This window comes from Pseudomonas sp. TE36184, from assembly GCF_054060055.1.
Genome location: NZ_JBSSCU010000001.1, coordinates 967,991 through 984,860 on the forward strand (window position 1 = coordinate 967,991; position 16,870 = coordinate 984,860).

At 59.6% G+C, this 16,870-nt stretch carries 14 protein-coding genes, 1 tRNA gene and 1 pseudogene; 3 read left to right on the top strand and 13 right to left on the bottom strand.

Features of this window, described 5'->3' with window-relative positions:
* Nucleotides 1-24: 24 nt before the first annotated feature.
* From ACVWZP_RS04345 to ACVWZP_RS04390, 10 genes and pseudogenes are all read right to left on the bottom strand, one after another.
* Nucleotides 25-465: a YqaA family protein gene (locus ACVWZP_RS04345; protein WP_079443965.1), complete on the bottom strand. Its 441-nt coding sequence runs from the start codon at nt 463-465 to the stop codon at nt 25-27.
* 3 nt (nt 466-468) lie between these two features.
* Entirely contained in the window at nt 469-915 is a 447-nt protein-coding gene (locus tag ACVWZP_RS04350; protein ID WP_126585608.1) for a DUF411 domain-containing protein, read from the bottom strand.
* 107 nt (nt 916-1,022) lie between these two features.
* A complete protein-coding gene (locus ACVWZP_RS04355) occupies nt 1,023-2,276 on the bottom strand; it encodes a ferredoxin reductase family protein (protein WP_057004596.1) in 1,254 nt (417 codons plus the stop codon).
* A 151-nt stretch (nt 2,277-2,427) separates the two neighbouring features.
* Nucleotides 2,428-3,753, bottom strand: coding sequence for an MFS transporter (locus tag ACVWZP_RS04360; RefSeq protein ID WP_046383588.1), 1,326 nt, complete (start codon nt 3,751-3,753; stop codon nt 2,428-2,430).
* Between the two features lie 82 nt (nt 3,754-3,835).
* Nucleotides 3,836-5,029: an L-2-hydroxyglutarate oxidase gene (gene lhgO, locus ACVWZP_RS04365; RefSeq protein WP_017846385.1), complete on the bottom strand. Its 1,194-nt coding sequence runs from the start codon at nt 5,027-5,029 to the stop codon at nt 3,836-3,838.
* Nucleotides 5,030-5,141: 112 nt separating this feature from the next.
* A complete protein-coding gene (locus tag ACVWZP_RS04370; protein ID WP_046383587.1) occupies nt 5,142-5,852 on the bottom strand; it encodes a FadR/GntR family transcriptional regulator in 711 nt (236 codons plus the stop codon).
* Between the two features lie 164 nt (nt 5,853-6,016).
* Complete coding sequence (locus ACVWZP_RS04375) at nt 6,017-6,478, bottom strand: SRPBCC family protein (protein WP_017846383.1); 462 nt, start codon at nt 6,476-6,478, stop codon at nt 6,017-6,019.
* 90 nt (nt 6,479-6,568) lie between these two features.
* Nucleotides 6,569-6,781, bottom strand: a pseudogene (locus tag ACVWZP_RS04380) (methyl-accepting chemotaxis protein); the annotation flags it as partial.
* Between the two features lie 22 nt (nt 6,782-6,803).
* Nucleotides 6,804-8,564, bottom strand: coding sequence for a M91 family zinc metallopeptidase (locus ACVWZP_RS04385; RefSeq protein ID WP_457369424.1), 1,761 nt, complete (start codon nt 8,562-8,564; stop codon nt 6,804-6,806).
* A gap of 6 nt (nt 8,565-8,570) precedes the next feature.
* Complete coding sequence (locus ACVWZP_RS04390; protein WP_017846380.1) at nt 8,571-8,705, bottom strand: hypothetical protein; 135 nt, start codon at nt 8,703-8,705, stop codon at nt 8,571-8,573.
* 172 nt (nt 8,706-8,877) lie between these two features.
* On the opposite strand from ACVWZP_RS04390, the gene ACVWZP_RS04395 reads away from it, so the two are divergent.
* Nucleotides 8,878-9,072, top strand: a complete 195-nt coding sequence (locus tag ACVWZP_RS04395) for a hypothetical protein (protein WP_017846379.1) — start codon at nt 8,878-8,880, stop codon at nt 9,070-9,072.
* A gap of 14 nt (nt 9,073-9,086) precedes the next feature.
* Here the strand turns inward: ACVWZP_RS04395 and ACVWZP_RS04400 are convergent, their stop codons facing one another.
* Together ACVWZP_RS04400 and ACVWZP_RS04405 are read right to left on the bottom strand one after the other, a co-directional pair.
* Nucleotides 9,087-9,467 (bottom strand): hypothetical protein, encoded by a 381-nt coding sequence (locus ACVWZP_RS04400; protein WP_017846378.1) that lies wholly within the window; start codon nt 9,465-9,467, stop codon nt 9,087-9,089.
* Nucleotides 9,468-9,633: 166 nt separating this feature from the next.
* The gene (locus ACVWZP_RS04405; RefSeq protein ID WP_457369425.1) at nt 9,634-13,215 is read right to left on the bottom strand and encodes a membrane-targeted effector domain-containing toxin; all 3,582 of its coding nucleotides are present in this window, start codon (nt 13,213-13,215) and stop codon (nt 9,634-9,636) included.
* A gap of 278 nt (nt 13,216-13,493) precedes the next feature.
* Between ACVWZP_RS04405 and pvdQ the strand changes: the two genes are divergently transcribed.
* Together pvdQ and ACVWZP_RS04415 are read left to right on the top strand one after the other, a co-directional pair.
* Nucleotides 13,494-15,779 carry a bifunctional acylase PvdQ gene (gene pvdQ / locus ACVWZP_RS04410; RefSeq protein ID WP_457369426.1) on the top strand — a complete coding sequence of 762 codons (2,286 nt, stop codon included), beginning with the start codon at nt 13,494-13,496 and terminating at the stop codon, nt 15,777-15,779.
* 214 nt (nt 15,780-15,993) lie between these two features.
* Nucleotides 15,994-16,067: transfer RNA gene (locus ACVWZP_RS04415), tRNA-Cys, on the top strand.
* A 370-nt stretch (nt 16,068-16,437) separates the two neighbouring features.
* On the opposite strand, the gene ACVWZP_RS04420 is transcribed toward ACVWZP_RS04415, so the two are convergent.
* Nucleotides 16,438-16,866 carry a hypothetical protein gene (locus tag ACVWZP_RS04420; protein WP_017846375.1) on the bottom strand — a complete coding sequence of 143 codons (429 nt, stop codon included), beginning with the start codon at nt 16,864-16,866 and terminating at the stop codon, nt 16,438-16,440.
* Nucleotides 16,867-16,870: the final 4 nt, after the last annotated feature.

Consider the following 16,870-nt stretch of genomic DNA (forward strand, 5'->3'; position numbering starts at 1 on the left):
CAGTGGCGACCAGCGGTTATGTCGCTAAAGGTCTACCCATTGTGTGTCGATCAGTAGTGTCAGCGCACCATACCGGGCGGCTTTCGCCAAGGTCACCAGGAGCAGGAATCGCCACAGCGGCTCGCGCATCACCCCGGCGATCAAGGTCAGCGGGTCGCCGATGATCGGCACCCAACTGAGCAATAACGTCCAATGCCCCCAGCGTTCGTAGTGGCGGCGCGCCTTGTCCAGTTGCCGGGCGTTGACCGGAAACCAGCGCCGTGCCTTGAAGTGCTCGATCGAGCGCCCCAGCAGCCAATTGACCAGCGAGCCGAGCACGTTGCCCAGCGTCGCAATGCCCAGCAGCCACCACAGGCTGTAATGCCCGCTGAGCAGCAGGCCCACCAGCACGGCTTCCGATTGCAAGGGCAGGAGGGTGGCGGCGCCGAATGCCGCAAAAAACAGCCCCAGGTAACCCGTCAGCATCGATCAGTGTGCCGGGTAGTCGGCTACCACCACATCTTTACCGTCGCGGGTCAGGCCGATGACTTGGTAGGCGTCGCCGTGGCCGTCCATTTCCATGCCGGGCGAACCCATGGGCATGCCCGGCGCGGCGATACCGAGCAGATCATCGCGCTTGCGCAGCGCCAACACGTGCTCGGCGGGTACGTGACCTTCGATGAACTTGCCGTCGATCACGGCGGTATGGCACGAGCCCAGGCGCGGCGCAACGCCGAGGCGTTGTTTGACCGCGCTCATATCGGCTTCAACGTGATCATTGACCTTGAAACCGTGGCTTTCCAGATGGCGGATCCATTGTTTGCAGCAGCCGCAGTTGGCGTCGCGGTGTACGTCGATGGGGATCAGTTCGGCCGCCTGGGCCAGGCCGGTGGTCAACAGGGCTGAAAGCAGGGCCAGTCGCAATGGGGTTTTCATGGGGCGTCTCGCAAGTCAGAGAAGGTTGTGGGATGGGCGCTATCATGCCAGTTTACGTCCACCGCCAAACCCCCTTCAGGTGCTGGGTTGACCTGCGTCCCGTGGTTTCAGCGAAACTCGAACCGTTCGCTGTGCAGGTTGGCCGGTGGAATCCGGTGGGCGTTCATCAGCTCGCGAACCTTGACCAGCAAGCCTTTGGGGCCGCAGAAGCTGATATGCACTTTGTCGGGGTCGGTCTCGGCCACGGCTTGGCGCAGGGTGTCGGCCAAGCGTTCGAGGCCGCCGGCATTACTGACGAATTGCGCACCTCGTAAGCGGGCCATGGTCTGCACCTGTTCGGCCGGCGGGAAGGCGCGCGCGGGCGTGAAGCAATAGACCAGCGTGGCTTTGTCGAAGTCTTTGGCGGCAGGGTCTTGCAGCCAGGAAATAAACGGCGAAATACCCACGCCGGCGCCGATCCAGATTTCCCGTTCGGCCTGCACGGCACGCTTGAAGCGCCCGTAAGGCGCATACAGATCGGCGCGCATGCCGACCTTGGCGCAGTCTGCCAGGGCGTTGGTGTAATCCCCCAACCCTCTGATCATGAACGCAATCTGCCCGTTTTCACGGTTGGCGCTGGCGATCGTGAAGGGGTGCGGCTCGCGCAACCCTTTGACCTGCATGGCCAGGAACGCGAATTGCCCGGCCTTGAAGTCAAACCCTTTGTGAATTGGTGCCAGTGTCAAATGCAACGCGCCGTTGGCGCGGTTGACGGCCGTCACCCGGTATTCGCCGGCACGCCCAACCCAGGGGTAAAGCACCAATTTATAGAGGGCTCCGATGACGCCCAGGCTGCAGCACAAGGTCAACCAGACGCCCGATGGCGCGGTCAGGGTGATCGGCGATTTGAAACTCAGCCCGTGCAGGATCACGATCAGGAACAGCGGGCCAGACAACTTGTGCCACCAGCGCCAGACGTTGTAAGGAATGTTGCGGTTCAACGCCAACAGCACGATCAGGCCCAGCGCCACGTAGCTCAGTTGACGGACGAGGCGCGTCCAGTATTTGGGCAGCTCCAGGATGGGCACGCTGTTCCACACATCCAGGTTAGCTTTGAACACAAAGTGATACGTGGCGAACACCAGCGCCCAGATGCCCAACCACTTGTGTACTTCATAGACGCGATCCAGGCCGCCAAACACGTTCTCCACCACCGACCAGCGACTGGCCAGTACACAGGACGCCGCCATGTACACCAGCGCGCAAGTGCCGAGCAGCAAACTGAGGGTCGCTGAGGTCAGCCACGTCTTGACCGGTATATCCATGAGTAACGTCAACGTCGTGATCAGGAAGAGGACGACGAGGCAGTGACGGGTTTTCAACGGGTGCTCCTAGGGTTTCTTCGGGGGAGTGAATACTCATCTCACATTTTTAGGTTACCCGGTTACGTGAAGAGCGGCCTTGACGTCGGTCATGCGCAAGGGCACAGGCCATGGCCTGGCCCCCGCGCTGAAGTCGACCGAGGTTTTTCGCTCAGTTCTTGAAGGTCGAGTGTTTACGGCCCTGGTCGCACAGGGCGAACACCACCACCAGCAGTGCCGCGATCGCGAGGATAATCACCACCCCGCCTGTGGCGTGGGTCGGTGACGCGGCCACCAGGGACAAGGCTCCCAGCGGTGCCAGGCCGCCGGCGATAGCGGTACCGATTTCGCGGCCGGTGCCGAAGCCCGAGGAGCGCGTCTGGGTCGGGAATTGACGGCTTAAGAACGAGCCCTGGGGCGCGAACATCATGGGAGCGAGCAGGCCGGTGCCGACGCCGATGGCAATGTAGATCATCAGGCTGTCGCCAGTGTCGAGCAGGGCCAGGAACGGGTAGGCAAACAACAGCGAGCAGACGCCGCCGAGTACCAGCACTTTTTTGCTGCTCCATTTGTCGCACAGCCAGCCGAAGCACGGCACCGCGACGATGGCGATCAGGCTGGCAATGGTCACCGACAGCGACGTGACGTGCACATCGACGCCTTTGAATTGAGTCAGGTAGGCCAGGGAAAACGTCTTGAAGATATAGCTCAGGGCGTTGTAGCCAATGGCTACGAAGAACACCACCGCCAACCCCTTGAGATCGTTCTTGAACAGCGCTTTGAGCGGCGAAGGCTTGGCGACCTTGGGTGCCTGGCTCAGCTCCTTGAACTCCGGGGTTTCCGGAATGCTGTTGCGCACCCACAGGCCGACGCCCACCAACGCGATACTGCAGATGAACGGGATACGCCAGCCGCCTGCCAGCATGAAGTCGTTGCCATTGATGGTCAGCAGGTACACGGTCAATGACGACAGGAGCAGGCCCAGGTTCAGGCCCAACGCCGGCCAGGCGCCCTGGCTACCGCGCTTGCCTTCCGACGCGTGCTCGTAGGAAGTGACCGCCGCGCCCGACAACTCGGCCCCGGCGCCCAGGCCCTGGATGATCCGGATGAACACCAGGATGATCGGCGCCCAGATGCCGATGGAGGCATAGCTGGGGATCAGGCCGATCAGCGTGGTACACACGCCCATCATGCAGAAGGTCAATACCAGCACCTGCTTACGGCCGAACTTGTCGCCCAGGTAGCCGAACAGAATGCCGCCGAAGGGTCGGGCGATAAAGCCGATGGCGAAGGTGGAAAAGGCCATGAGCGAGGCGGTTTTCGGGTCACTGTTGTCGAAGAAGATCTTCGAGAACACGATGGCCGCCATGGTGGCGTACAGGTAAAAGTCGTACCACTCCAGCATCGATCCGAAGATCGTGGCGGCGGCGACTTTGCGCAGGCGTTTTTTGCTTTGTGCCGGCGTTTCCGGGGCAGCGGTATGCGGTGTTGCCGTCATTCTGTACTTCCTTCTGAGTCATTATATTTATTGTCAAAGTGACGCTTGTGGCGATGGCCCGGGAAGGGCCGGGGATGCGGTGTCAGCCGGGTGTGAACATGCGATCGGCGATCATTTCGCCGATGGGAATCGCCGAGGTGGCGGCGGGTGAGGGCGCGTTGCAGACATGGAGCATGCGGGGCGTCTGGGCGAACAGAAAGTCGTGGACCAGGCTGCCGTCGCGCATCACGGCCTGGGCGCGGATGCCTGCTTCGTAGGGCAGCAGATCTTCGCGGTTCAACGACGGGCAGTACTTGCGGCATTGCTCCAGGTAGCCGGACTTGAACAGTGAGTTTTTCATCTCGACGCTGCCCGAACCCAGGTTCTGCCAGAGGGTTTTCCAGAAACCGGGGAAGCTGGCGTACTGCGCCACGTCGCGCCAGTTGATCGAGAACTTGCGGTAGTTCTCCCGGCCCAGGCCCAGCACGGCGTTGGGGCCGACCGTGATGCTGCCGTCGATCATCCGCGTCAGGTGCACGCCGAGGAACGGCAGTTCCGGGTCCGGAATCGGGTAGATCAGGTGGTTGACGAGGTTGTTCTTCGAGGCCGGCAGGCGGAAGTATTCGCCGCGAAAGGGAATGATCTGGTGGTCGATCTTGACCCCGGCCATCGTCGCCAGCCGATCCGACTGCAGGCCGGCGCAGACCACCAGGTGCCTGGCTTGCCAGGCTTCGCCGCGGGTGTTGACAGTGACCTTGTCGGTGTCTTCCGAAATGGCGGTGACGGTGCGCTCCAGGCAGATCTCACCGCCTTGTCGGCGAATCACCTGGGCCATGGTTTCGCAGACTTCGCGGTAATCGACAATGCCAGTCGCATCGAGAAACAAGCCGCCCAGACCGATGATGTTGGGCTCGCGCTGGCGCAGTTGGTCGGCGTCCAGGCGTTCGACCTTCAGCTCATTCAACTGCGAGCGCGCATAAAGTGCCTCCATGCGCTGCATTTCCAGGGGCGTGGAGGCCACCAGCAACTTGCCGCACACCTCGAACTTGATCCCGTGTTCGCGGCAAAACCGTTTGGTGGCCTCGGCGCCGCGTTTACACAGATCGGCCTTGAGGCTGCCGGGGGCGTAGTAGATGCCAGCGTGAATCACCCCACTGTTATGCCCGGTCTGGTGCTTGGCCAGCGAGGCTTCTTTTTCCAGGATCACCAGTGAGGCGTTGGGCTGGCGTTTGAGCAGCTCCATCGCAGTGGCCAGGCCGACGATGCCACCGCCGATGATGCAGAAGTCGTAAATCATGGTTTGGAGTACCTAAGGGCTGCACATTTCAGTCTGCTTATCAGGTTGTCAGACTAATGTTTTTGTTAAAAAAATGGCGTGCCTGAGGCACGCTGCACAAAGCTTGGATCATTCAATTCGTGGCAGGCAGCTCAAGTTGCAGGCGTTTGGCCGCTGCGCGCAGGTGCGCTTCGGCATTGGCTGCGGCCGCTTGGGCATCCCCGTCGGCGATGGCCTGGTAAAGCGCCTGGTGTTCCTGGGTGGCGTCGGCCGAGCCACTGGCAAAACGCGACGCCGAGTTTTCCCAGGCGGTTTTGCGCGCACTGGCCAACTGGCTGCGCAGAAAGTCGTGGAAGGCGACAAAGTAGTCATTCTTGCTGGCTTCGGCGATGGCGCGATGAAACTCGACATCGGCGAGGGCGGCGGCCTCGAAGTCGGCGCGCTGGTCGTGCATTTCCCGCAGCGCCTTCTGCATGCGCTGCAGGTCGTCGGCATCACGGCGTTGGGCGGCGATCGAGGCGGCCTGGGTTTCGATCCACAGGCGCACTTCGAACATCTGCGCCAGGTCCGGACGACGACCGTTTTTTTCCGGGAAGCGAAACACCGTACCCGCAGGGGTTTGCGAGATAAATGAGCCCAGGCCACGCTTGGCTGTCAGCACACCATCGGCCTTGAGTTGGGCAATCGCTTCGCGCACCACCGAGCGGCTGACGTTCAGTTGTTCAGCCAGTTGCTGTTCAGTGGGCAAACGCGACTCGGGCGCCAATTGGCCAGAATCGATTTCGGCGCGGATGGCGCTGACGACCCGTACAACGAGCGAGTCAGGGCGCTGGAGCTCAAGCATGGAAAAAACCTTGGTAGTCAGGTTGTCAGACAATAGAGGTTACGCTTTTGCCTTGTCAAGATGTTGCCGGAGATGTTTGCAGGCTGTCCGGTCGTTGGGTCGATAGGCTCGCCGTCGAGACTAAGGCGCATCGCGGCCGTGCGGAAGCTCGACGGTATGTTGGCTCATTCGACGAAGGCGGGGTTTTCCAAGCGTTGCTTGAGCTGGTCCAGCGCAACCGTGGACAGCTCCACCATGCGCTCGTGCAAGCCGGCCAGTTGCAGTTCGGTTTCATAGGTCAACACGCGCTTGAACAGCGTGCCGTCACGACAGGCGTGCAGGCTGTAGTGAATCGAGCCGTCGACGGCCAGGGAGGTGAATACCGCCTTGAATTCTTCCGGCGGCCGGGCGATCTGCACGCGGTAACTCATCGGCACCCGCACGCCCAGCAGGTCGATCACCTCGGTAAAGCGCGTGCCGGCGGAGAGTGAACCGGTGGTGCCGGTGTCGGCACTGAGGGAGGTCGGGTGCCATTCGTGCCAGCGATCGGGCTGGGTTACATAGTTGTAGACAGCCTCGATAGGCGCTTGGATAAAGCGTTCCTGACTGATCCGCTCCAGGCGGACCGACTGCTCGACAGCGCGCATGGAACACCTCCTGTGTGGTGAAACTCTGCACCCGGAGCTGTCAGGATAGACCTACTCCCATGCATTGCACGGGAGTGTCTCATTAATTTATCACTGCACCTTGAAGCGGCTCATCAGCGCGATCACCCAGGCATTGGCGTTGAGCAGGCTTTGCGTATTGGTTTCAGTGGCATGGCCGCTTTGCACCCGCTCTTCGACCATATGTCGGATATGGACCATGCTGCGGTTGATCCACTCGGTCACAGCGCTTTGCTGCTCGGCAGCCGTGGCGTTCTGGGTGCTGAGGTTGTTGATATGGCTGACCGGCTGGCGTGTGAAGGGTGTACTAGAGACCGTCCCCCTGAGCACTGAGATCAAATCGGTAACTTTTCCTAAGCGGTTTACCCATTTCTTCGAGCAGACCGTTCTCAGTGAAGGGTTTTGGATTAATGGTGTTTGGTGGCGTGGCGGGGTCGTTATCGAGGTCAAAAGGTTCTGCATCGCTGGGCAGGCCAACGACTTGGTGTTCTAAATGCGGGACGACGTCCGTTCTGCCTGATTCCCGACGTTGGGTACTCTCACCCGCCAGGAACGTGCCGGTGGCGCCATTGTAGGCATGCCCAATCTCGTGAAAGAGGCCGTTTACGGGAAACCCTGTAAAGGTACCGTCAGCTCGCTCCCGGGTAGACTGGGGGTCATAAAAAATGTGGGCACTATTGGCGCCCAAACCGGCCACACCATTTTGGATGATTCCCTGCTCCGATGGGGTGAGAGCTTCGTATGCCTCAGGTGTCAGCTCGTCCTGATCAGTTCTCCAGAAAATGTATGACGTGTTGCCCGAGTCACCTCGTTCGATGGTGACTTTGCCGCCGTTCAGCACGGCGAGTTCATCCATTTTGGCAAGGGTCTGTTGGCCTAGCGGCGAACTGCGCAGGAATTCGAGGTCGTCGGTTACCCGTTGTTTGAACTCCAGGTGCCCGTCTTTCACGATGAACGCCTGCTCGCCGGCGTTGCTGGGTTTGACCTCGGTGAAAGCCGAGCCTTGGGTACGGTCGAAATGATCACTGGCGTTGGCGTAGATACGGTCTTTGCGCTGATTATTCAAAATGGTGTCGTGGCCTTTCCCTGTATAGAAGGTGGTACGGTCGCGCCCTATAAGAAGATCATCGTCATTGCCGCCATGTGAAACCGTATGCCCGCTGCCTGAGACGAGTACATCTTCGTTGTCGCCACCGTCCAGATAACTCTGCTTGGTGGCGGGACCGTCGCCGGCAATGAGCAGGTCCATGCCCTTATTGCCATACATCACGGCATGGCCGCTTCCCCCAAGGATGGTGTCGTCGCCGTCATTGCCCTCGGCATAGCCGAGACCACTGCCCAGTTGCAGGAAGTCCTTGCCGTTCCCGCCATAGAGTCTGCTCCGGCCGCCGCCTGCCCGGATGTAGTCGTTGCCATCGCCCCCTTCAACGTCAACACGAAGCTTGACGTCATCGTCGATTATTACCGTGTCATCGCCCCCTTGGGTTTCGATCCAGAGGTGCTGCTCCGGGCCCTGTTTTTCTTTGATGTCGAAAAAATAGGGCTTGTCGTTGATCAGGATTTGCAGCTTGTCGCCGGGCCAACTGCGTACATGGATACGGTCCGAATGGTTACCGCTTTCCACTAAAAGCCAATTGTTCATAATCTCCGGCTTTTCAGGGGTCGATGTATCCCAGTCAATGAGTCGACTGATTGTCACGTCGCCGTCAGTGTGCAGCGGGTGTTTTCTGCGGTTACTGCCGTCTGGCGTCAGATCGGATGGGGGATCGTAAGGCGAGGGTTTATCGCGAGGGGCAGGTTGTGGCGTGTGGGTATGAGTGGCTGCGAAATAAACGAGAGGAAATAGCATCGGCGGGGCCTTCACATTCAATGAGGTGAGCATCTGATTGCGCATCAGGGCTGCCCATTCCGTGGTGGGTTGGCTGAAAGTGTTCCGCAGGATGGCGAGAAGCTTGGTGCAAAATGTTTCGTGCCGGCGGTGATCGGCGGGCCAAACGCGCCCTTTGAAGGCAGGTGGATAAGCGACGGCTTGAGCGGTCTCGCTCTGCGCAGGGAGAGCGAGACGCACGTGTGATCAGCGGTGGTAGTAACCCGGGCCGCCACCGTAGTAACGGTGGTCATGCCAGCCACCACCGTGTGGGAAAATGATGCAGCCGCTCATGCTCAGGATGATCAACAAGGGAATCAGCAGTGTGATTCGACGGAACATTTCAAAATCCTCTAGGGTACTCATAGATTGAATCAGGCGACGGGCAAGCCAAAGTTTTTCATCGCCTGTAACATGAGACCCTGCCGACCCGATTCCATCCCCGCCAGCGGGTATGTATTTGGCATGTTCGGCGATACAAAGTGGATACATTCTCAAGGTTCAGGAACCCGTCATGACGCAAAAGCAACGTTTGAAATACTCGATTCTGATTTCCCTGGTCGTACTGGGGACGATGTTTGGCCTGTCCTACTTGCAGAACACCGGGGTTATCAGCGAAAAAACGTTCCAGTACATCGCCATTGCGGTGGCGGTCACCGTGGTCGTGATCAACGGTGTGATGCGGCGCAAGGTCAAGCCCAACTTCTGATTCAGCTGCGTGGGTCAGGCGCGGCCTTCGAGTACTTTGGCAGCCTCTTCATGGAGGCTGTAGCTTTTGTCGGCATTGAGGGTGATCACGCCCTCGCTGCACAGGCGCTTGAGTACCTCGCGCACGCTGAGAAACGACAACGGGATGCCCAGCTCCAGCAAATGGCTGTGTACCCCGCGTACCCCAAGGGTGCGCTGGTTGTCGGCGGCGGTGAGGAGGGCGTCGATGACCTTCAGCCGGATCAGGCTGGTGCGCAAACCAAAACACTTGAGCAAATGGCGGATGCGCTGATTGCCGTGCTGTTCAGGTGCGCTGCCGAACGCTTGGGCGCCTCTGCCATGAGCGGCCTCGGCGGTCGGTGAATGTCCGTCCGTGGGCAGTTGCGAGTTGTACATGCAAAAAACTCCTTATCAGAGCCTGATCAGGAAAATGATGGCGCTGTTACCTAATAAGACGAACGAGCGATGCAAATCATGAAGTGCCGGATGTAGAAAATTTGTCGGTATCCGCTTTGTCACATTGCAATCGCTCTGGATAGACGTCTTCTGGCTGCTGTTCCCGTCACACCGGCCACACTTCGCCGGCGAAAATCTGCAGGTCGCCGGTCAAGTCATCCGCAGGGGTGAGGGTGCCCGAGGGGCCGGGGCGTGGGTCCGCCGAGCGAACGCCGTAGTTAACGCGTCCGGCTCTTCCATACACGGCGATGCCGGTGGCGCCGGTCAATTCGGAGAGGCCCAGAACATTCTGGGTGGTATTGAGATGATGGCGCCCTACCAGGGCAACCCACTTGTCCTCGCCTGCGTGTTGCTCGATGGTGCGGGTGGCGTAGTAGTTGAACTCTTCGAGTCGTCGTTTGGCCTGCGCAGGTGTCTTGATGGGGCCGCCGAACAGGTGGCGTTCGTCGTTGTGCCGCGTCAGGTAAAAATGGTCAAGCGGTACGATTTCGATCCCGTTGTCTTCGAATTTTTTCAACAGTTCGCCCAGGGTCGGGCGTTGGTTGGGAGGGCGGTATATGAGCCCGATCCGGCCCATGCCATCGTCTTTCCAGCGCATGATTTTGTCGTACACCAGGCCTTCGACGAATAGCTTTTTTACCTTGTTCTGAACAAACACATCGACGTTGTCATACAAAGTTCGGAAAGCCGCCAAGCTGCTGTGGGATTCGCCGAATACCAGGCCAGGCGCCGTGCGAAAAGCATCGGCAATCACATCGCTCGTTTTCTTTGGCGCGGGAATGTTTGGAAACTCGGGGCGGGGGGGCAGCCCGTTTGCGGCCATGTGCGTATAAAAATCGCGCATTTCCTGGGCGAATTTCTCATGGGTTGCCTGCTTTCTGCTGGGGGTGAAATGGCCCTCGATGGGGCGGCCACGAATGCTGCTCACGTACTCGGCGTCGGGCAAATGGTCGATTTTACGCACCGGCTCGACTGGCAGCCCAGCCGGCGGTTGACTGAGTGGCGGACGTGACGGTCGGCTCAGCGGGTTGAAGCGATGATCACGAGCCGATCGCCCCGGGTGTTGGGCAGTGGGTGAGGGCGGCATCAGCGTATGGGTAGGGGTGAATGCGTCGAGTGCGGGCCCGTAAGGCTGCATGGCGTCTGAATCGAAGGCATACCATTTACCGTGTTGGCGTATGGCCGAGCCTTCCACTTGCTGCGTACCCACCTGTAAAACGCCTGTTGCGGCGGCCTCGTAACGTTGGCTGGCGATGACCAGCGACTGGCCGTTGGCCGTGCCGCGCAGCTTGCGGATGCCTTGCGCGCTGGCGCTGATGCCATCCGTGACAAGTCTGCCCGCACCCACCGCCAGGTCAACGCTGCCACTCAACGGGTTGAAGGCGTTGAGTGCGGTGACCCCGAGGATTTTGCCGCCACGCGCCAAGGCACCCAGGGTTGAACCCGCGTTTGTCACTGCCTTGCCGAGCTTTGCGGTAGCGCCCAACCCGGCCGTCACAAAGCCAAATATATCCAGCGCCAGGTCAATCGCGCCGTCCTTGTAGTGACCGTTGCGCAAGTGGGTGATGGCCGAGCGGAGGGGGATCAGGTTCAATAATGCGTCCGTTGTTGAACTCACCCATTCGCGTCGCGCCTCGTCCGGGGTTTCGCCTGCGGCGTATTGCTTGACGGCAGGCTCATCAAACCCCAACGCCTTGATCAGTGCGTCGGCGATGTAGTGGGTTCGCGGACTTTGGAACGTGTTGAAGGTGGGGTATTGCGGTTCCTTTTCTTCGGCGTCGTAGTTGTGGGTTGAGCGATTGGGATGAAACGCTTCGATTTTGTTGACTTCGTCCGACACGTATTGGTGGGGCCGGCTGATCCTGCCCTGGTCAACCTTGGAGATGATGCCGGTTGTGGTATCGAATTCGTATGTCTGATGGCTGTTTTGATATTCGCTGTGTACGAGGATCTTTGGGCTGGTGTGGAAGAGCTTGTCTTGGGCGAAAGGAATCAAGCTGGTGCGGTAATCGTTTTCCTTGAAAAAACTGATTTTTCCATAATTGAGGCGCGTTCGATCTGCCAACGGCAGGCGGTCAATGGCACTGATGAGTGAGTATTTTTTTACCTGTTTGATAGTGTCCAGCGCGTCGGTAAATGCCGTGTCGAACGCCTGCGGGATATTGAAAGACGGGCTTCGGGTGAACTGCGCAAACGCCTCAAGATCGATGTCGGCGCGCGCGCCTCTGACCAGCCAGCTCTGCGCGTCGATTTCCAGCCCCTGCTGAGTGATGTCGAGCATCGAATAGGCTTGGCTGAAGCGCGGGGCCTTGGGGTCGTTGGATTTATAGTTGATGTGCAACACGCGGTCCTCAAAGTCACCGCGTTCGCCGAAGGTGGCTTTCAGCAGATCCAGCGCCATCTGTTTGCGGCTGGGCAGTGTCGCGCCGACTTCTTTGGACGCGGCGCTCAATTCGCTGTGTTGGGTATTGAAGGCTTCGCGGGTGTACTCGATTTCTGCGTTGTTGTACGCCGCATCATCTTTGGCGTAGAGAAAACCGTTCACCACGCCCCAATCGATCAAGGCGGCCTTCTGCGCCGCTTCACCCGCCGGTGCTATTGAGTCGGCATGGCGCATGACCTCGGCAAAATCCATGTGCATTGCCTTGCCGGGTGCCTGGGCTTCAATCGCAGCCACGGCGATGCACAAGTTGGCCCATGCCTGGCTGCCGTACACCACCGTGGCGGGAATATCCTTGACCAGATATTGCGGCGCCACCCGTGCCAGCAGCAACCTGGCGCCGAGATCCGCGCTAGCGAGGGAAGTCTTGCCGCTGTCGCTCAGGTGTTTGGCCAGTGCGCTGATCACACTGGCTGGCGACATGCCCCAGTGACTGTCGGCAGCGAGGTTGAAGCCCGCGACGGTATTTCTGCCAGGCTGTTCGATGGATTCGGGGTCCAGCCCCAAGTGGATCGCGCTCAGTACATAGTCGTTTGCGCTGGTATCGGTCGCGATGCCGCCGACTTTGGCCTGTATCGCCTGGCCCAGCTCCTGCGCCTTGGGGGTATCGAGGAGTTTCTCCAACGCCTTGGCCGGGTCCTGTAGCTCGGTACCGGATAGCGGATTACCTTCCAGCAGATACCCCAATGCTCCGCGCCGAGGGTCGAAAAGGGGCAGGCCCGGCAGTTTCTCGGTGTTGTCGGCAACGACGTCGCGCACCACGCGCTGGTGTTCCACGCTCAGCGGCAATGCCCAACTGAGCCCGCCGCCCAAGTTGCCCAATGGGTGCGACAACGAATGATTGATCAGTGCGTCGGCCATGTCGAAAAGGTCTTCACGCGTGGCCGGAATGTACGTGCCGTGGTGTGTGATGAAGCGCTCAAGGCTGATTTTCTGCGGCGATTGACGCTGAAGCGCCGAGTCTGGATCGATGTCCATCAGGGTTTCTTGCAGTGCGCGCAGCACTGCTTCGGCGCTGGCTTGCGGTGCCAGTGACTGGGCGGCCTGCTTGAGTTGGCGGGCGAGCGTTTGCAGGTTGCGCCTGTGCGCCAATGCGGTTTTGAGGGCCTGGTGGTTGTCATTGCTGTCGACTTCTTGCTCTGTAGGCGGGTCTGCGACCGGAGCCATGTCGTCGGTCGCTAAAGCCGTGGGCAGCAGCGGGTAAACAGGTTGCTGGGACGAGCCGGAGGTTAGGGTGACGGATGTCATGCTGAATACCTTCTTTCACACGGTGAGGCAGTCCTTGCCGACGAACGCCTTTGTATGAAGGCGCTCGTTTGGGTGTTGAAAGCAGGTGCTTGTGTTCCGCTTGCGGGCGGTGCGGGTTGTCAGTATGTGTAACGGAGGCCATCGGCACTTGGACTGGTCACCCTCGTAGCGCAGAAAATGACGCGGCCGCATTCGTACCTAAATTATTCGCGGGCTTTTGCGTTCTTACGTTGGGGTGATTGCCCTGTGAGGCGGTTTAATCTGACGGTGGGGTCTGCGTGATTATTTGTAACGGGTTGTCCCGGGTGTGTGTGACGGCGCTGTTGCTGGGTGTGAGCCTGGCCGCATCCGCGCGCGAGGCGGTGGTGCAGGCGGCGGACATCCGACGCACCAGTTTCGGTGTGCCCCATATCCGCGCCAGTGATGAGCGCGGCCTGGGCTTCGGCATCGGTTACGCCTATGCCCAGGACAACCTGTGCCTGCTGGCCAACGAGGTGGTTACGGTGAGCGGAGAGCGCGCCAGGTTCTTTGGCCCTGAACAATCGACCCTGGAGGAGCGCAACAACGTTACCAGCGATGTGTTCTTTGCCTGGCTGAATACGCCAGAGGCGGTGGCCTCGTTCTGGGCGGCGCAGAGCCCACCGATCCAGCAGCGTATCGAAGGGTACGTCGCCGGCTACAACCGTTATCTGACAGAGCAGGGCGCTCCGGCCCAGTGCCAGGCGGCGTGGGTACGGCCGATCACGCCGCAGGATGTGATCAAGCTGACGCGCAGGCTGCTGGTGGAAGGCGGCGTCGGCCAATTCGCCGAAGCCCTTGTCGGCGCGACGCCGCCCAACACCACCACCCATCGGCAGGGCGACGCCAAGGCCTTTGAGCTGGCCGCTGCGCATCAACAGCGTTTCACTCTGGACCGAGGCAGCAACGCCGTCGCCGTGGGCCGTGACCGCTCATTCAACGGGCGTGGCATGCTGCTGGCCAATCCGCATTTCCCCTGGATCGGCGGCATGCGCTTTTATGAGATGCACCTGACCATCCCTGGCCAGCTGGATGTGATGGGCGCTGCACTGCCGGGCTTGCCGCTGGTGAATATCGGCTTTAACCAGCATGTGGCCTGGACCCATACCGTCGACACGTCCAAGCATTTCACCGTGTATCGCCTGACCCTCGATCCCAAGGATGCCACGCGCTACCTGCTGGACGGTAAATCCATCCCGCTGGATAAAACCACGCTGACGGTGCAGGTCAAACAAGCCGATGGCAGCCTCAAAGAGCAGGCGCATACCGTCTACCGTTCGCAATTCGGCCCGGTGGTGCAATGGCCTGGCAAGCTTGATTGGGACAACCGTTACGCCTTCAGCCTGCGCGATGCCAACCTGGGCAACGACCGCGTGCTGCAACAGTGGTACGCGATGAATCGCGCCGGCAGCGTCAAGGAGCTGCAAACCGCGGTACACACCCTGCAAGGCATCCCGTGGGTCAATACCCTGGCTGCGGATGACCAGGGGCAGAGCCTGTTCATGAACCTGTCGGTGGTGCCCAACGTCAACGCGGCCAAACTCGCGCAATGCAGTGACCCACGGGCCGGCCTGCAATTGATCGTGCTCGACGGTGCCCGCAGCGCCTGCGCCTGGGACGTCGACCCACGCGCTGCCCAAGCCGGGATCTTCGCGGCCGACCAATTGCCGCAACTGGAACGTACCGACTACGTGCAGCATTCCAACGATTCGGCCTGGATGGTCAACCCCAAGGCGCCCCTCACCGGTTTTTCCCCGGTCATCAGCCAGGACAACACTGGCCTCGGCCCCCGCGCACGTTTCGCCGTGCAACGCCTGCAGTCGCTGGACAACCGGCCGATCAGCGTTGCCGACCTGCAAAACATGGTGATGGACAACCAGGTCTACCTCGCCAGCCAGGTGATGCCCGATTTGCTCGAATTCTGCGCCAAGCACCTCGGCGCCGACACCGCCACGCTGCAACCGCTGTGCGCCAGCCTGCAAACCTGGGACCAGCGCGCCAACCTCGACAGCGGCCTGGGCCTGGTGCATTTCATCAACCTGATGCAACACCTGCAGCACAGCCCTGACGCCTGGCGTGTCGCCTTCGACCCGGCCCAACCCCTCACCACCCCACGTGGCCTGGCCATCGAGCGAGCGCCCGTCGCCAAGGCCCTGCGCGAAGCCATGCTGGCCTCGACCGTCGAGGCCGGCCAACTCGGGCTCACCGCCAACAGCCGCTGGGGCGACCTACAAGTCTCCGGCCAGACCCCAATCCACGGCGGCCCGCAACAGCTTGGCATCTACAACGCCATGCAAACCGTGCCCCGCGCCGATGGCAAACGCGAAGTGGTCAGCGGCAGCAGCTACCTGCAAATCGTCACCTTCGACGCCAACGGCCCCCGCGCCCAAGGCTTACTGACATTCTCCCTGTCCAGCAACCCTGCATCGAAATACGCAAAGGACCAGACACACGCATTCTCCGAAAAAAACCTCCGCCCGCTGCCCTTCAGCGAAGCGCAGATCAAGGCCGATCCGCAGTACCAATCGCAGGTCATCAAAGAGTAGGGCGCGCACGCAACCCCTTGATGCCAGGGCAGAATATTTTTTGAAATCAAGGGGTTGCAGGCAAAAGCAAATGAGTACATAATGGCGCCCATCGAACGCAATAAAGCATTAAAAACTTCAATGTATTCAATGAGTTAGAGTAGAGGCACGCTTTACATAGCCCACTCAAGTTTGTATGCGGTGAGTGCCAGCAACCAGGGTACTGATCGTTTGAGGCCGAGTAGCAAAATGGTTATGCAGCGGATTGCAAATCCGCCTACGCCGGTTCGATTCCGACCTCGGCCTCCACTCTTAGAAACCCCGTAGATTAACGTCTACGGGGTTTTTTATTGCCTGCGATTTGGTCATCGCTTCCGCAACCCTACCTTTTTATCGGCAAATTTGAGGCGCCGTTATCGGCAGAGATCTCTTCGATGGGACGTGCGATTGTGATCAAGGCTGAGGAGCCTAAGCGTCCACTAACGGCCCAGAGTGTGTAAAAACGCTTCGTCAAAATTGAAGTGCGTGCGTCTACGTCAAATCTGAAATTTATCGGCACGTCAGAGATGTGGATTTCGCTCAGATGCGCGATCCTTAGTCCGGTTTTGAGTACCTGTCGCGTTCGAAAACGTTTTTACACCGACTCGGCCAGAAGCGGTTATTTTCGAGCTGATAAACGTCACCGTTCGCAGTGACTGCTTTTCGGCAATTGCGAAATCAAAGCTTCGAGTGGTGATGCTTCTGTTAACTCAGAGGATACGACCTCGCCGCCACGCGCAATGACATCCAAGGTTGTATCCTGGAACGTAACCACCCAATGCCTCGCGCCCAATGTCCGCCAGTAGTTCGTTTCCTCAGTACCTGTCAGTTCGTTGAAAGAGTACGGCTGCAAGCCGCTCGCCACGTAGCGATGGCGCCCCAAGCCTTGATCATTGATGGGGGCCAGACGATGGTCTATAAGCCCCGTAAACCTCACGACGGCAAGCGTTTCGTTTCCTGGCCGGAAGTATGCCACCCAGAGGCTAGCTGACTCCGCCAGTATCGCGGGTGATTCAGGAGTACCCAACTCGGGGGCGATGCACCAGATTGAGGATGTGACGTTTTGCATTTTT

Bases quoted from the DNA above. Each gene is read 5' to 3' on its own strand.
- ACVWZP_RS04345 (WP_079443965.1), bottom strand. From the start codon at position 465: ATGCTGACGGGTTACCTGGGGCTGTTTTTTGCGGCATTCGGCGCCGCC.
- ACVWZP_RS04350 (WP_126585608.1), bottom strand. From the start codon at position 915: ATGAAAACCCCATTGCGACTGGCCCTGCTTTCAGCCCTGTTGACCACC.
- ACVWZP_RS04360 (WP_046383588.1), bottom strand. From the start codon at position 3,753: ATGACGGCAACACCGCATACCGCTGCCCCGGAAACGCCGGCACAAAGC.
- lhgO (WP_017846385.1), bottom strand. From the start codon at position 5,029: ATGATTTACGACTTCTGCATCATCGGCGGTGGCATCGTCGGCCTGGCC.
- ACVWZP_RS04370 (WP_046383587.1), bottom strand. From the start codon at position 5,852: ATGCTTGAGCTCCAGCGCCCTGACTCGCTCGTTGTACGGGTCGTCAGC.
- ACVWZP_RS04375 (WP_017846383.1), bottom strand. From the start codon at position 6,478: ATGCGCGCTGTCGAGCAGTCGGTCCGCCTGGAGCGGATCAGTCAGGAA.
- ACVWZP_RS04390 (WP_017846380.1), bottom strand. From the start codon at position 8,705: ATGTTCCGTCGAATCACACTGCTGATTCCCTTGTTGATCATCCTGAGC.
- ACVWZP_RS04395 (WP_017846379.1), top strand. From the start codon at position 8,878: ATGACGCAAAAGCAACGTTTGAAATACTCGATTCTGATTTCCCTGGTC.
- ACVWZP_RS04400 (WP_017846378.1), bottom strand. From the start codon at position 9,467: ATGTACAACTCGCAACTGCCCACGGACGGACATTCACCGACCGCCGAG.
- ACVWZP_RS04405 (WP_457369425.1), bottom strand. From the start codon at position 13,215: ATGACATCCGTCACCCTAACCTCCGGCTCGTCCCAGCAACCTGTTTAC.
- ACVWZP_RS04420 (WP_017846375.1), bottom strand. From the start codon at position 16,866: ATGCAAAACGTCACATCCTCAATCTGGTGCATCGCCCCCGAGTTGGGT.